Source organism: Fusicatenibacter saccharivorans (assembly GCF_015557635.1).
In the GTDB taxonomy this organism is placed as follows: domain Bacteria; phylum Bacillota; class Clostridia; order Lachnospirales; family Lachnospiraceae; genus Fusicatenibacter; species Fusicatenibacter saccharivorans.
Map to the genome: position 1 here is coordinate 74,435 of NZ_JADNOP010000003.1, position 15,353 is coordinate 89,787.

General features: G+C 46.8%; 10 protein-coding genes. 5 read left to right on the plus strand and 5 right to left on the minus strand.

Annotation, left to right across the window (positions count from 1 at the left end):
* Positions 1-33: 33 nt before the first annotated feature.
* From I2G42_RS03565 to I2G42_RS03570, 3 genes are all read right to left on the minus strand, one after another.
* Entirely contained in the window at positions 34-1,422 is a 1,389-nt protein-coding gene (locus tag I2G42_RS03565; protein ID WP_330415319.1) for a bifunctional diguanylate cyclase/phosphodiesterase, read from the minus strand.
* Positions 1,314-2,105 carry a type 2 periplasmic-binding domain-containing protein gene (locus tag I2G42_RS16335; protein WP_242856420.1) on the minus strand — a complete coding sequence of 264 codons (792 nt, stop codon included), beginning with the start codon at positions 2,103-2,105 and terminating at the stop codon, positions 1,314-1,316. Before I2G42_RS16335 ends, I2G42_RS03565 begins: the two co-directional genes overlap by 109 nt.
* Positions 2,106-2,470: 365 nt before the next feature.
* On the minus strand, positions 2,471-4,006 hold the full coding sequence (locus I2G42_RS03570; protein ID WP_117814477.1) for an aminotransferase class I/II-fold pyridoxal phosphate-dependent enzyme: 1,536 nt from the start codon (positions 4,004-4,006) through the stop codon (positions 2,471-2,473).
* 311 nt (positions 4,007-4,317) lie between these two features.
* On the opposite strand from I2G42_RS03570, the gene I2G42_RS03575 reads away from it, so the two are divergent.
* Both I2G42_RS03575 and I2G42_RS03580 read left to right on the plus strand, forming a co-directional pair.
* The gene (locus tag I2G42_RS03575; protein WP_195530749.1) at positions 4,318-5,640 is read left to right on the plus strand and encodes an APC family permease; all 1,323 of its coding nucleotides are present in this window, start codon (positions 4,318-4,320) and stop codon (positions 5,638-5,640) included.
* A gap of 22 nt (positions 5,641-5,662) precedes the next feature.
* Positions 5,663-7,042, plus strand: coding sequence for an MATE family efflux transporter (locus I2G42_RS03580; protein WP_118741673.1), 1,380 nt, complete (start codon positions 5,663-5,665; stop codon positions 7,040-7,042).
* 77 nt (positions 7,043-7,119) lie between these two features.
* Here I2G42_RS03580 and I2G42_RS03585 read toward each other — a convergent pair whose 3' ends face one another.
* Positions 7,120-7,524, minus strand: coding sequence for an ACT domain-containing protein (locus I2G42_RS03585; RefSeq protein WP_022461391.1), 405 nt, complete (start codon positions 7,522-7,524; stop codon positions 7,120-7,122).
* A gap of 322 nt (positions 7,525-7,846) precedes the next feature.
* Between I2G42_RS03585 and I2G42_RS03590 the strand changes: the two genes are divergently transcribed.
* From I2G42_RS03590 to glgD, 3 genes are all read left to right on the plus strand, one after another.
* Entirely contained in the window at positions 7,847-10,462 is a 2,616-nt protein-coding gene (locus I2G42_RS03590; RefSeq protein WP_195530750.1) for a glycoside hydrolase family 3 protein, read from the plus strand.
* A gap of 300 nt (positions 10,463-10,762) precedes the next feature.
* Entirely contained in the window at positions 10,763-11,971 is a 1,209-nt protein-coding gene (locus I2G42_RS03595; protein ID WP_195530751.1) for a glucose-1-phosphate adenylyltransferase, read from the plus strand.
* Complete coding sequence (glgD, locus tag I2G42_RS03600) at positions 11,965-13,107, plus strand: glucose-1-phosphate adenylyltransferase subunit GlgD (RefSeq protein ID WP_055219498.1); 1,143 nt, start codon at positions 11,965-11,967, stop codon at positions 13,105-13,107. The genes I2G42_RS03595 and glgD overlap by 7 nt, the downstream gene beginning before the upstream one ends.
* Positions 13,108-13,328: 221 nt before the next feature.
* Here the strand turns inward: glgD and I2G42_RS03605 are convergent, their stop codons facing one another.
* Positions 13,329-15,092 (minus strand): Na/Pi cotransporter family protein, encoded by a 1,764-nt coding sequence (locus I2G42_RS03605; RefSeq protein ID WP_195530752.1) that lies wholly within the window; start codon positions 15,090-15,092, stop codon positions 13,329-13,331.
* Positions 15,093-15,353: the final 261 nt, after the last annotated feature.

Here is a 15,353-nt window from a genome sequence, read left to right on the forward strand (position 1 = left end):
TGATTTGAAAGGACGCTGCAGGAAGAGGTGGAATTACGCAAGATGCTTCCGGAAGCGTTCTATGACAGCAACGGATTCTGCACTGACAGGTTTCGGAACAGCGGACGGTTTTGCAAGAAAATAGCCCTGCAGGAGATCAACATCCAGTTCCAGTACCTTCAAAAGTTCAGCTGGAGTTTCCAGACCCTCGGCAATGATTTTCATGCCTCTTTGATGTGCATAGGAAACAATATTTTCTACGATCTGCTGCTTGTCCGGATCGGAGTCGATATCGCGGATGATGGAAAGATCTAGCTTGATATACGCCGGTGCAAGCTCCAGAAGCGTTTTTTCATTGCTGTAGCCGCTGCCGTAGTCATCCAGGGCAAATACACCGGAAAATCCCGGCATCTCACGTTTTTTCAGCAGAGCTGTAAGATCCGGTGAATCCTCCTCTGTGATCTCAATGACAATCCGATCCTGAAGAAAGCTGTATTGTTCGACGTAAGCCACTGCCTCGTCGTGATTCATGTATTGGCTTGCAATCGAATTGACAAAGAGAAGCTCATCACCGCGTATCTGATGGGTGGAGAGGAATGTGGCATAGGATTTTGCAGAGAGAAACATAGTCAGACGTTCTATTTCATGCAGGCACTCTTCCTCGTGAGCCAGCTGCAGGATCTGATCCGGACGAGTAAGTGCCGGGAGATTTCCGCGCATCAGCGCCTCGTAGGCGTAGATACTGCCGTCCGTGGCGGAAACAATTGGCTGGAAGTAATACGTAAACAGCTCTTCATTCAACATTTTATGGAACAGGCGGCGCATCTCGGTTTCCTTTGCATTTTTTGTAAAAAGCTCCAGATCGAATTCGGTAATGTACCCTTTTTCTGCTTTCTTTACCTGGTACATTGCGAAATCCGCATATTTTTTCAGCGTAGACAGATCTGTACTGTTTTCCGGATACCAGGAAACTCCGCCGGAAAGGCGAAGGGGCAGTTTACGACCACTTGGCAGCTCCAGGGCTGTATTTGAAACCGCAAGGGAAAGATTCTGCAGAAGTGCTCGAATTTCTTCCTGCGATTGGTAGCCGTAGAACAGAAGATTAAATTCATCGCCGGAAATACGGGCACAGAGCGTTTTAGCCGGCACAGAGGAGATAAAACACTGTCCTGCCTGCCGGATATAGGCATCGCCCCAGTCGTGGCCGAAGGTGTCGTTGGTGCGTTTTAGATTGTCAAGGTCGATCATCAGAAGGGCAGCGTGACCGAGAACTTCCGAATGCTCAAAAAGAGCTTCACTTTCCCGCTGAAACGCGCGTCGATTGTAGAGACCGGTCAATGCATCGTAATCACGCTCGTGCTCCATGCGCTGCCGTTCCAGCATAACGGAGGTAAAATCTTCGACAAGTCCGATCTGCGCATAGCCCTCGCGGGAGGTCTCCATACGGATGTAGCGGATTGTTCCGTCAGAAAATGAAATTTCATACACCTTAGAATGTCCGACCCATACGGTATGAGAATGTGTCTGGTCAAATTCACGCAGCATCTGCTGGAAATACCGGGTGGAAAGCCCGGAGACATCTTCAGATGGAAGGTTGAGCATGGGAAAAAGTTCTTTGTGACATAGACCGTGTTGAGATCAAAACGCATCTCATAGCCACCCAGTTCAATACTTGCCATTTCCATGATACGCAGGAATTTTGTGGAGGTTGTCAGAATAATATGGATACTGCCGTCATCGGAAAAGTCACCTTCTTCCAGGTAATTGGGAAGATAGGCAGCCTTTTCTTTCTCTGTAAGATAAGGGGAAAGATCAACGACCTGTCCCATCTGCTCAAGCGTATAGGCGGTATCGGCGTAGGCGGAAAAAATATTTGGCATGGCAAGGGCACCAACCCTTCCTTTGGCGGCATCGAGAACATTTTTTTCCAGGTCATTGATGCTGCCCTGACTGGAGGCTTCGACCGTAATATGCTCTTTTTTTCCGATCGTTGTATTGAATTCCTCAACAAGACGTTCAAAGGAAGCTAACTGATCTCCGTTGTAATACGTCCATACGGTCAGCGTAACGGGTTTGTCGGAGGCGCGGCATCCGCCAAGAAGCGATACAGCGAGAACAGAACTCAAAAGAACGGTTGTGGCTTGATTTAAAAAAATTATAACATAAAGGAACAGGAGCCGCAATCGAAATTAAGCCGTGGAACAGAAAAGTTGTTACAGTTCACTGGTTCCCAGCGAACTGTAACATTCGCAGCCCTCATTTAAAGTTTTGCTTCGCAAAAGGAGGGCTGCTCACGCCTGAATCACTTTCTTACGCAGCGAAACAGCAAGTGTTTCACTGCTGAGTGAACTGTAACGAAAAGTTACCTGTTGTTTGCCGGGTACCGGTAAAGTGTAATGCAGCAGGAAAGAATCCGGTAAAGGAAAAAAGCTCCGCCGGAAAAAAAAGGTGGTATTTCCGGTGGAGCTCTGTGAAAAAAGTGATCAGAATTTTACTGATGATAATAAGAGAGGAAGTCGGTGAGCTTTCCAACCGCATCCTTTAAAACTTCAATTCGCGGCAGGTAAACAACGCGGAAGTGATCCGGCTGTCCCCAGTTGAAGCCGCCGCCGTGGACGATCAGAAGTTTTTTGTCGCGCAGCAGATCGAGAGCAAATTTTTCGTCGTTTGTGATATTGAACTTTTTCGTGTCAATTTTCGGGAACATGTAGAACGCAGCTTTTGGTTTGACTGCGGTGATACCCGGAATATCGCAGAATGCCTTGTAAACGTATTCGCGCTGCTCGTAAATCCGTCCGCCCGGAACGATGTAGTCGTTGACGCTCTGGTGGCCGCCAAGAGCGGTCTGGACAACGGACTGGGCCGGAACATTAGAGCAGAGACGCATGTTAGAAAGCATTTTGAGTCCTTCAATATAGTCCTTTGCGATAGCTTTATTTCCGCTTAAGATCATCCAGCCGATACGGAAGCCTGCGATCATGTGCGATTTGGAAAGACCACTGAAGGTGACACAGAACAGATCCGGTGCGAGGGATGCAATGGAAACATGCTCAAGACCGTCCATGACGAGCCGGTCATAAATTTCATCGGAAAAGATGATCAGCTGATGCTCTCTGGCGAGATCGACAATCTGCTGCAGTACCTCTTTCGGATAGAGTGCACCGGTCGGGTTATTCGGATTGATGATAACGATCGCTTTTGTGCGGTCGGTGATTTTTTTTCGCATATCATCGATGTCCGGATACCATTCGGACTGTTCATCGCAGATGTAGTGGACGGCTTTTCCACCGGCCAGCGTTGCGCAGGCGGTCCAGAGCGGGTAATCCGGGGATGGGATGAGGATTTCATCACCGTCATCCAGAAGAGCGGACATGCAGAGGTTGATCAGCTCACTGACGCCGTTTCCGGTGTAGATATCATCGATAGAAACATTTGGCAGTTTCTTTAACTGCGCATACTGCATGATCGCTTTTCGTGCAGAGAAGAGACCCTGGGAAGGAGAGTAACCCTCGCAGTCGGTAAGCTGATGGCTCATGTCGTAGATGACCTCATCAGGAGTACGGAAGCCAAATGGAGCCGGATTTCCAATGTTCAGTTTCAGAACCTGTGTGCCGCACGCTTCCATACGGTTTGCTTCTTCTACGACAGGTCCGCGGACATCATATAAGACATTGTCGAGTTTCGATGATTTTTTAAATTCTCGCATAGGGGAACCTCCTGTTTTTGTCTGGGAAAGGGAAGCGGCAGATGGATCAGAAAAGGATTCTGCCGGATCGGAAACCGTATCTGCCGTATAGTTTACTGTGGAATCTTTTGCAAGCAGCCAGTCGGGATCGACCTGGAGCACATCGGCCAGAAAGTGAAGAATGTCGGAGCGCGGAACCGTTTTTCCGCTGACATACTGGCTGACATGGCTTTTTCCAAGCTTCACACCGCGCCGCTGGGCCGCTCGGATCAAATCGACCTGCTTGAACTGTTTCGCCTGCATGGCCAGTTTCAGACGGTCGGAAAAGGTTTCATTTGTCATAGAAAATCTCCTTAAAATAGAATGCAAAATAAAGAAAGTTCAAAACTGTGCTTATTGTAGCATGAGTGGGAAGAGAGTTCAATAGAAAAGCTGAAATTTGTAAAAAATATTGAAAAGTTCAAAATAGAAGAAAAATAAGTTCAATTATAATATTTGTCTATTCTGTACAGGTAAAGCGTTAAACCTTGCGCATTTTGCAAATTGACAAACGATGAGATTTCGGTAGAATAAAAAAATAGGATGTTATGCATTTCTGTTGGAATCCGCCAACAGAAACGAGAGTACATTGGGAGAAAAAGGGAGGAAAATGTATGGGGGAAGGTCATAAAAAACTGAATTTTTCCGACTGTATGGGACTTGCGATCGGACAGATCATCGGTTCGGGCATCATGGTACTGACGGGAATCGTCATCGGTCTGACAGGACACGGCATTGCCGCAGCGTTTATTTTAGGCGCCGTGCTTGCCATTATCACCTGTGTACCGTTTATTATCCTGACGTCCGCAATCCCGTCATCAGGCGCCGGATTTACCTATATCCGACGTTTGCTGGGCGAAAAAGCCGGATTTATGTACATTGCGATGTTTGTCTTAAGCCAGGTTCTGATCGCAACGTACGCGAAAGGCTTTGCAAGCTATTTCTGCTCGATTTTTCCGCTGTTTGGCGAGTCGGCTGTCGCAATGGCAGCACTTGTTATCTGCACCGCCATCAATCTTGTCGGACTGAAATCGAGCGCACTGGTGCAAAAGGGCATGGTTGTGCTGCTGCTTTTGAGCCTGTTCTTATTTATTGTATTCGGTCTGCCCAAGGTGAGCTGGGATGCCCTGACACCGACGGTATCCAACCTGATGCCGAACGGTCCGAAGAACTTTTTCACAGGCGTAGCGCTTTTAAGCTTTGCGTGCGGAGGCGCAAAATTCGTTGCGGAGAACGGTGATGATATCGTGGAGCCGTCCCGCACGATTCCAAAGGTTATCGTACTTTCCACGAGTATCGTTGCTGTATTCTACGTGCTGATCGGTATCGTGGCAGGCGGCGTGCTTCCGGTCGAAACGGTCGCATTTCAGAACCTGACGCTTGTCGCGCAGGAGATTTTTCCAACCTGGCTGTACCTGTTCTTCGTGTTCGGCGGTGCCGTATTTGCACTGCTCACCACCCTGAATGGAACCTTGAGCTGGGTGACGCGAGGACTGCAGGCGGCCGCAAAACAGGGCTGGCTGCCGGAAAAAACTGCGGAGGAGAATAAAAATGGTGTTCCGGTGATCCTTCTGATGGTCTTTTTCCTGATGGGCGCTATTCCGATCCTTACGGGAATGGATCTGACATTGATTTCAAACATGGGTGTCGGAACCGATATGGTGACGGAGTTTATGGTACTCCTGGCCTGCTGGCGTCTGCCTGATATCTTCCCGGAAGAGTATCAGAAATCTGCGTTTTGTATGAAAAAGCGGACACTTCACATTCTGCTGTTTTTTATCGGCATTCTGATGATCGGAACCTCGTATGTCAATCTGTCGGATCTTACTGTTCCAGCGGCGATTGCATGCGGCATCTATATTCTGGTGATGTTTGTTTACACGCAGGTCCGATATCCGTATGTGAAGGCAAAACAGGAAAAGAAAGAAAACAAATAAAGAAGAGAAATGGAGAAGAAACATGAGGGCAACAACAAAAGAGCAGGGTTTTTACAGCCAGATTTTTAAGCTGGTTCTGCCGATTGTGATTCAGAATCTTTTAAGCGCGGCAGTCAACTCTGCCGATGTCGTGATGCTGAACTACGTGGGACAGTCCGCTATTTCCGCGGTATCCCTGGCATCCAACTATGCAAATGTATTATTTATGGTTTATTACGGACTGGGAACAGGAGCAACACTTCTGTGTGCCCAGTACTTTGGAAAGGGCAATATGCGCGCAATTCAGACTGTTGAGGGAATCGCACTTCGATTCTCCGTCATCATCTCCGTTGTTGTGGCAGGAATTGCTTTTACCATGCCACAGATGATGATGCGTCTGTTTACAGATAATGCGGAACTGATCCGGATCGGTGCTTCGTATCTGCGCGTCATGGGTGTGACCTACCTGTGTTGGGGCATCACGGAGATCTATCTTGCGGTACTTCGAAGCCTCGGCCGTGTGACGATCAGCATGGCGATGAATATGATGGCATTCGCACTGAACGTATTTTTCAACGCATGCTTCATTTTTGGCCTCTTCGGATTTCCGAAGCTTGGAGCAACCGGTGTTGCAATCGCAACGGCGATGTCGCGTGTCATTGAATTGATCGGCTGTGTGATTGTGTCGATCATGAGTAAGGATATTAAGCTCGATCTGCGGTACATGTTCATCCGCAACAAGCTGTTGTTTTCCGATTTTGTGAAGCTGTCACTTCCGGCGCTTGGAAATGATCTTTCCTGGGGCGTTGCATTTTCGATGTATTCTGTGATCCTGGGCCATCTGGGAAGCGATGCGGTAGCGGCAAACTCGCTCGTTGTCGTTGTAAGAAATATCGGAACTGTGCTGTGCTTTGGTGTGGCAAGTGCGGGCGGTATTCTGCTTGGAAATGTTATGGGAGAAGGAAATCTGGGAAAGGCGAAGGAATATGCATCGAAACTGCTGAAGCTGACGGTTGTTACCGGAGCTGTGGGCGGACTGGTTGTACTGGGTATCACGCCGTTTGTACTGAAGTTTGCTTCTTTAAATGAGACCGCGATGCATTATCTGAAATATATGCTGCTGATTAACACCTATTATATTATGGGGACTGCCGTCAATACAACGCTGATTGCCGGAGTATTCCGTGCCGGAGGTGACACAAAGTTCGGACTGGTCTGCGATACGATTGATATGTGGTGCTACGCGGTGCCGCTTGGATTTATTGCAGCGTTTGTCTTCAAGCTTCCTGTCCTTGTGGTTTATTTCCTGCTGTGTACAGATGAGTTTGTAAAATGGCCGTGGGTTCTGAAACGGTATAAGAGCGGACTGTGGGCAAAGAACATTACGCGGGATCATCTGTTTGAGGATGAAGAAAAAGAATAGATGATATAGAAAAAGACATCTGCAGAGGTGAAAAATCACTTCGCCAGATGTCTTTTTTCGTGTTTTTCAAACATGCTCTAGAGAACGGTATATCCCTTGCTCTTTAAGCTTGCTTCTGTCTCGTATACATCCGGTACATGAAACACCATGATCGGGCAGCCGGACTCGCGGTTGAAAGAGAGATAGATATAGTCGATGTCGATATTTGTCTCAAGCAGTGTTTTCAGAAGGGAATTTAAGTTACCCGGCTGATCAACTACCTCGACACCGAGTACATCCGTCTGGCGTGTCATGTAACCGGCAGCCTGAAGCGCCTGCTCTGCTTTATCCGGATCGGAAACGACCATGCGGACAATGCCGTACTCTGCGCTGTCATTGTTGACGGAACCTAAAATGTTGACGTCATTTTCAAACAGAATCTGTGTGATCTGCTGCATCGTGCCTTTTTTATTTTCTGCGAAAATAGAAAGTTGTTTTAACATAATTGGGGCCTCCTAAAATTGATCTCTGATTCCATTATACTGCCAAAATCAAACGCGTCAACGAATTTTGTGAAAGAAGACGAAAAAAGGTGGAAAAAGCGTATCGTTTACAGAAAAATCAATAGAATAAAAGCATCAATATAAAAAATAAAAAAAGAAATCAATGAGCGAAAAAAAGACAGAAAAGTCGGATAATAAGAGAAAATGCACAAAATACAAATAAAATATGAGAAAACGGGTGAAAAAACTTTTGCATAATGACGAAAAATGCGTTACAATAAAAGCGCTATATGTGAATTTATTATTGGGAGGTATTAGAATTATGGCAACATTTTATGCATCAAAAACAGGAGAAGTATCTGCTAGAGAAAAAGAACATTCCGCGCTGGTACGTGAACTGGCCGGTGAGTGCATGACACTTCTTGAAAACGACGGAACCTTGCCGCTTGCCGGTGCAGGAAAAGTCGCAGTTTATGGTAACGGCGTCCGCCACACGGTAAAAGGGGGTACCGGTTCCGGAGACGTTAACACAAGAACGGTTGTTACGATTGAACAGGGCTTAAAAGAGGCCGGCTTTGAAATTCTGACCGGTAAATGGCTTGACGAATATGACAAAGTGCTTGCAGATGCGCAGGCTGCATATCAGGCAGAGCTGGCAAAAAAAGCAGAGGAGCTTCACATTCCGATTTTTGCTGTCATGTTCTCGGAAGCATTTGTGCAGCCTGACGTACCTGCGATTACCGAAAAAGAGGACACCGATACCGCTATCTACGTTCTGTCAAGAAACTCCGGTGAAGGTGCAGACCGCTATAACAGAGCATGCGATTATCTGCTCGGCGAAAACGAGCTCGCTGACATTGCCTATCTGGCAGAGCATTATGAGAAAACAGTTTTAATTTTGAATATTGCGAACCTTGTAGACACCACAGAGTTAAAGAAAATCAAAGGACTGAATGCAATTCTTCTTGCAGGACAGGCCGGAAATGCAACCGGAAACATCGTTGCAGACGTTGTTCTCGGAAAGAGCATCCCATCAGGAAAGCTGACCGATACATGGGCTGCTTCCTATGAAGACTATCCGTCCTCAAAAAATTTCAGCCACAACAACGGTGACACCAACGATGAGTATTACAGCGACGGCATTTATGTCGGCTACCGTTATTTTGATACCTTCAACGTAACCCCGAACTACTGCTTCGGCTATGGCAAAGGCTATACTGATTTTGAGACGGAAGTAAGGGACGTGGAGGCAGATGATAAGAACGTTACCGTTACCGCATCCGTAAAGAATATTGGTGATACATTCGCCGGAAAAGAAGTCGTACAGGTTTACTATTCCGCACCGGATGGAACGATTGAGAAACCGTATCAGGAGCTTGGCGGCTTCGGAAAATCCGATCTGCTCTCGCCGGGTGAGTCCCAGACGATTACCATTTCCTTCCCGACGAGATCTATGGCTTCCTACGATGAGAAAAAAGCAGCATGGGTACTCGAAGCAGGAACGTATTACATCCGTGTCGGTAACAGCTCCAGAACAACGAAAGTGGCAGCAGCCCTGAATCTCAAAGAGACCGTTGTTACGGTTCAGGGAAAGAATCTCTTCCCGGCAGATGACGCTCCGCAGGAACTCTCCAAAGCAGGCGTAACACCGTACAGCTATGAAGGTGAGGCAGAAGAAAAAGCAGCTGCAAAACAGATTGAGATTTGCAGTAAATGCATCAAGACAGAGACCGTTATCTACAGTGGAACACCGGAAGCATTCCCAGTTTATGAGGGAGAGAAGCTGACTGCGGCAGATGTAAAGAGCGGAAAAGCAACATTAAAAGATCTCGTATCGCAGCTGACCGTAGAGGAGATGGCTACCGTTTGCAATGGTACGGCAGACGGCCTCGGACAGGAAGGCTTTATCGGATCTTCTTCCGATATGGCGCCTGGAGCAGCGGGAGATACAACTTCCATTCTTCTTGCGGACAGAGGTATTTACAATACGATTCTTGCAGACGGTCCGGCCGGTCTTCGTCTGATTCCGCACTTTGTCGTTGATGCAGACGGAAAGATGGTATCCTCCGGAAATCCTCTGGAAGATGCGTTTAACAAAAATGAAATCGAAGTTCCGGAAGGCGGCACGGAGTATTTCCAGTACTGCACCGCAATCCCGGTAGCAGCACTCCTTGCACAATCGTGGAACATGGATCTGATCCAGAAATGCGGTGATATCGTCGGAAAAGAGATGGAAGAATTCCACATTTCCGTATGGCTGGCACCTGGCATGAACATTCACAGAAATCCGCTGTGCGGAAGAAACTTCGAGTACTATTCAGAGGATCCGCTTGTGGCAGGTCTGTGTGCAGCAGCCGATACCAGAGGAATCCAGTCCCATGCCGGAATCGGAACCAGTATCAAGCACTTTGCAGCCAACAACCAGGAAGACAACCGTATGTACGTCAATGAGCATATCAGCGAGCGTGCAATGCGTGAAATCTATCTGAAGGGCTTTGAAATCGCAGTCAAGACAGCACAGCCGATGACAATCATGTCCTCGTATAACCTGGTAAACGGTGTACATACTGCCAACAGCCACGACCTTCTGACAGCAGCAGCAAGAGATGAGTGGGGCTTCGCAGGCTATGTCATGACCGACTGGGGAACCTCAGAGGACATGAGCGGATTGTTCGCTTACAAATATAACCTGAAATACGGACATTCCACTTCAAGAGAATGTGTTCTTGCAGGAAACGATCTGCAGATGCCTGGCCAGAAAGGAAACCGCCAGGAAATTGTAGCATCTGTCGCAGACGGAACCCTGCCGCTTGGACAGCTTCAGACCTGTGCGTACCGTATTCTGAATGTTGTTCTGCAGTCCCTCGCCTATGATGACTGTAAACCGTACGGTGACCAGTTCGATCTCGAAGAGGCAGTTACCGTTACAAAAGCATAAAAAATCAAAAAAACATAGAAGCAGCCCCGCAGACCTTTACCATAAGGCTTTGCGGGGCTGCTTTTTGTACGGTCAAAGGAGCAAGGCTGTGACTGCAAGAGATAAGCGATTTCCGCAATCTGCAAGCCCGGCTTGGTGGCACAAAATGTAAAAAGCTCACGAAAGAACTGTAAAACTGGAGAAAAATACAGAATAAAATCGGTAAAAAAATAAAAAATAGTGAAAAATGCACAAAAAGATTGTCCATAGAGAAAATAGTGTGTTATAATGAATGCATCTATTAAAACAGGGGGATAGATTATGGCAAAAGAAATGATAGCAATGCTTCTTGCCGGAGGTCAGGGATCTCGCCTTTATGCGCTGACCGAGAAGCTTGCAAAACCGGCAGTTCCATTTGGTGGAAAATATAGAATCATCGATTTCCCACTTTCTAACTGCGTAAATTCCGGAATTGATACCGTAGGTATTCTGACACAGTATCAGCCAATGGTGTTAAATGAGTACATAGGAAACGGCCAGCCGTGGGATCTGGACCGCCTCCATGGAGGTGTTCACGTGCTGCCTCCTTATCAGAAAGCCTCAGGTTCTGACTGGTATAAAGGAACTGCGAATGCCATCTACCAGAACATTCCATTCATCGAGAGCTACGATCCGGAGTACGTCATCATCCTTTCCGGAGACCAGATCTGCAAACAGGACTACAGTGATTTCCTACGCTTCCATAAGGAAAAGGGCGCAGAATTCAGCGTTGCGGTTATGGAAGTGTCATGGGAGGAGGCATCCCGTTTCGGACTTATGGTGGCAGATGAAAATGACAAAATCACCGAGTTCCAGGAAAAACCAAAACAGCCGAAATCCAATCTGGCATCCATGGGTATCTACATTTTCAACTGGGATATCCTGAAAAAATATCTGATTGAGGACGAGGCAGACCCGAATTCTTCGAACGATTTCGGAAACAACATCATCCCGAATCTTTTAAAAGACGGACGCAATATGTACGCTTATCACTTCAGCGGATACTGGAAAGATGTAGGAACCATCTCCTCCTTGTGGGAGGCAAATATGGAAATCCTCGATCCGGAACACAGCGGAATCAACCTGTTTGACAATGACTGGAAGATTTACAGCCGAAACAGCGGAAAAACAGGCCATAAGATCACCGAAACCGCTGTTGTGGAAAACTGTATGATCACCGATGGCTGCCGTATTGCAGGTCATGTCAAACGTTCGATTCTGTTCTCCGGTGTAAAGGTTGCAGAGGGCGCAGAAGTAGAAGATGCCGTTATCATGGGAGGAACCGTGATCGAATCCGGAGCAGTCGTGAAACACTGTATCGTTGCGGAAAACGTTGTGATTGGCCAGAATGCCGTGGTAGGAGAAATGCCGCATGACGGTGAAAAAGGTGTTGCCACCATCGGATCCGGAATCCATATCGGTGAGCGTGCCAAAGTAGGACCAAATGCAATGGTAAATGCAAATGTAAAGGATGGTGAAGAAGAATGGTAAACGCAAATGCAGATGCACTGGGCATCATTTTCCCAAACAGCTATGATGATCAGGTACCGGATCTGGTAAACGAGCGTCTGATGGCCTCCATTCCTTTTGCCAGCCGTTACCGCATGGTGGACTTTATTTTATCCAGCATGGTAAACTGCGGAATCGGAAATGTATCCATTATCGTCCGCAAAAATTACCATTCGCTGATGGATCATCTCGGCTCCGGACGTGAGTGGGATCTTGCCAGAAAAAAAGGCGGCTTAAACATTGTTCCGCCTTATTCCGAGAAGAAAATTCAGGTGTATTCCGGAAGAGTGGAAGCGCTGGCAAATGTTCTCGATTTTCTGAAATGGCAGAAAGAAAAATACGTTGTTATGGCGGACACCAACATTGCCTGCAATTTTGATTTCAAAGAGATGCTGAATCAGCATATCGAAAGCGGCGCAGATGTTACTGCTGCTTATACCAAACAGCCGATTCCGGAAGGCGTCAGAAGCTCTTACGAGAAAACCAATTATCTGCACTACACTTTCTCCATGGCAGGACAGAAGATCAGCAAGATCTTTGTAAACTCGGAGGAAAACGGAGTACAGAATGTATCGATGAATATCTACGTGATGGAGCGTCAGCTTCTGATCGACGAAATCAAAAAAGGCTTTGTCCTTGGAAATAAATTCTTTGAGCGTGATGTCCTGGCACCCCAAACTGAGAAGCTGAACATTCAGGGATATGAGTTTACCGGCTATCAGGCAAGAATTGATGATATGAAGAGCTATTTCGATGAGAACATGAAGCTTTTAAAAGATGAAAATCTGGATAGCCTCTTCTTGGGAAACCCGATCTATACTAAAGTCCGCGATGACAATCCGACCCGTTATATCAACGGATCAAAAGCGAAAAACGTGATGGTAGCAGACGGCTGTGTGATCGAAGGCGAAATCGAAAACAGCATTTTGTTCCGTGGTGTCAAGGTAGCCAAGGGAGCAAAAGTAAAGAACTGCATCCTGATGCAGGATACCGTGATTGAAGCAGGCGCTGAGATTGAGTACGTTGTTTCTGATAAATACGTTACGGTATCTGAGGGAAAACAGCTCAAAGGAACCGATTCCTTCCCGGTATTTATTGCGAAGGATCAGGTGGTATAAAGAAAAGAATAGAATGAAATAGAAATACCGACTGCCAATGTAGAATATATCAATATTGATGGGCAGTCGGTATTTTTTGGAAAAATTCAGAGAAAAATAGTAGATTGAGTAATGCATCTGTGATATGGTAATAAAACAAAACAGTGACAGCCTAAGGAAGGGAAGATTCTTACCATAAAAATTCCCGGTTGTACAGCTTATGGTTACAGTACAGTCTGTTTTTAGGCTTTCAGCGTTGGCAGCTGATACTGTTTTTTAAGTTCTTTGTACTCTGACTCAAACTCTTCTTCTTTCTTCAGCGCATGCAGATATTCGTGTGTATCAAACGATCCGCTGTGGATCTGGCTGACGCAGACGGCAATGTTGGAGCAGTGGTCGGAAATCCGTTCGAAGTCGGTCATCACATCGGAAAGGATAAAACCAAGCTCGATCGTGCATTTTCCACTCTGGAGCCGTTCGATGTGGTGATTCTTCAGTCTGGAATTCAGGCTGTCAATCACCTGCTCGAGCGGTTCCACTTCATTTGCTTTTTTCACATCTTCATTATTGAAAACGGAGAAGGTCAGGCTGATAATATCTTTGACTGCTTTTCCATAAACAGCAAGCTCTGCGGCTCCGTCAGCGGAGAACTGCAGGTTCTTGTCATGCATTTCTCTTGCAGCTTTCATGATGTTGACGGTGTGATCGGAAATTCGTTCGAAATCGCCGATGCAGTGCAGGATCATGGAAAGTGTCTGGCTGTCCTTCGGGGAAAGCTTTTCACTGGAAAGCTTCACCAGATATGTGCCGAGGGCATCTTCAAAATGATCCACCTTTTTCTCAAGAATATCTACATTTTCCGCATCCGCCTCGTTGTAGGAGGCCATCAGGTCAACAGAAGTAACAAGACCGGTTTCGGTCAGTTCTGCCATTTTTGCGGCTGCAACTTTACACTGCTGCAGAGCAAAAGCCGGGCTGTCGAGGAAACGGGTATCGAGCATCTGAACAGCTTCGTCTGCTTTTTCTTCCGGTCCGTCCGGAATGGTCAGTTTCGCAAGTTTGACCAGTCCGTCTGCAAACGGGAACAGGATCAGTGTTGCGAAAATATTGAAGCCGGAGTGAACGATTGCGATGCCGGCTGCATTTGCCGAGGTTTCCAGGAATGGAAAATGTACAAAGGCATTGATTCCATAGAAGAGAACCAGGAAAAGAACAGTACCGATGATATTAAAATAAAGGTGAACCATTGCGGTACGGCGTGCATTGCGGCTTGTACCGATGGAGGAGAGCAATGCGGTGATACATGTACCGATATTCTGTCCCATGATGATCGGGATCGCTACGGCGTAGCTGACGGAACCGGTTGCGCAGAGTGCCTGAAGAATACCGACAGAAGCAGAGGAACTCTGGATCACGGCGGTCAGAATGGTTCCGGCAAGAACACCGAGCACCGGAATTGAGAATTTTACGAGAAGTCCCGTGAATTCCGGTACATCTGCGAGCGGTGATACAGCGCTGCTCATGGTGTGCATACCAAACATCAGAATGGAAAAACCGGTTAACAGAGTACCGACATTTTTCTTTTTATCGCTCTTTGCCAGCATCAGCATAAAAACGCCGATGATTGCAAGAATGGGGGAAAAGGACGACGGGTTCAGCATTTTAATGAATACATTGTCGCCCTGAATGCCGGTAAGACTTAAGATCCAGGAAGTGATGGTGGTACCGATATTGGCACCCATAATGATGCCGACTGCCTGGTTCAGCTTCATGATGCCGGAGTTTACGAATCCGACAACCATAACAGTAGTTGCAGAAGAGGACTGGATAACTGCGGTAACACCGGCACCTAAAAGAACTGCCATAATCCGCTTTGAGGTCAGCTTTTCCAGCAGGTATTCCAGTTTACCGCCGGAAAGTTTGGTCAGGCCATCGCCCATGGCACTCATGCCGTATAAGAACATGGCAAGGCCACCGACAAAGGATAACACTCCAAAAATGTCCATAATTTCTCCCTTTACGTAATTTTCTTTTTCTTTTCGTGGTTTTAACAATAGATACACGTTTTGCAGGTCTTACTCGAGAAAAAACCTACATTTAGAAGATAACACATCTAAAAACAGTTTTGTGTTAAATGTATGTAAAGTTTGTAAAACGGTCAAAACAACTCAAAATCCGGTGCGGCACTGTTTTGTGCCGGTACCGGATCGTTTCTCGATTCCTTTGCATCCGAAAGAAGCTGCCACTCGCAGGATCTGCAGATGCGG

Bases quoted from the DNA above. Each gene is read 5' to 3' on its own strand.
- glgD (WP_055219498.1), top strand. From the start codon at position 11,965: ATGGTAAACGCAAATGCAGATGCACTGGGCATCATTTTCCCAAACAGC.
- I2G42_RS03585 (WP_022461391.1), bottom strand. From the start codon at position 7,524: ATGTTAAAACAACTTTCTATTTTCGCAGAAAATAAAAAAGGCACGATG.
- I2G42_RS03590 (WP_195530750.1), top strand. From the start codon at position 7,847: ATGGCAACATTTTATGCATCAAAAACAGGAGAAGTATCTGCTAGAGAA.
- I2G42_RS03580 (WP_118741673.1), top strand. From the start codon at position 5,663: ATGAGGGCAACAACAAAAGAGCAGGGTTTTTACAGCCAGATTTTTAAG.
- I2G42_RS03605 (WP_195530752.1), bottom strand. From the start codon at position 15,092: ATGGACATTTTTGGAGTGTTATCCTTTGTCGGTGGCCTTGCCATGTTC.
- I2G42_RS03565 (WP_330415319.1), bottom strand. From the start codon at position 1,422: ATGGAGACCTCCCGCGAGGGCTATGCGCAGATCGGACTTGTCGAAGAT.
- I2G42_RS03570 (WP_117814477.1), bottom strand. From the start codon at position 4,006: ATGACAAATGAAACCTTTTCCGACCGTCTGAAACTGGCCATGCAGGCG.
- I2G42_RS03575 (WP_195530749.1), top strand. From the start codon at position 4,318: ATGGGGGAAGGTCATAAAAAACTGAATTTTTCCGACTGTATGGGACTT.
- I2G42_RS03595 (WP_195530751.1), top strand. From the start codon at position 10,763: ATGGCAAAAGAAATGATAGCAATGCTTCTTGCCGGAGGTCAGGGATCT.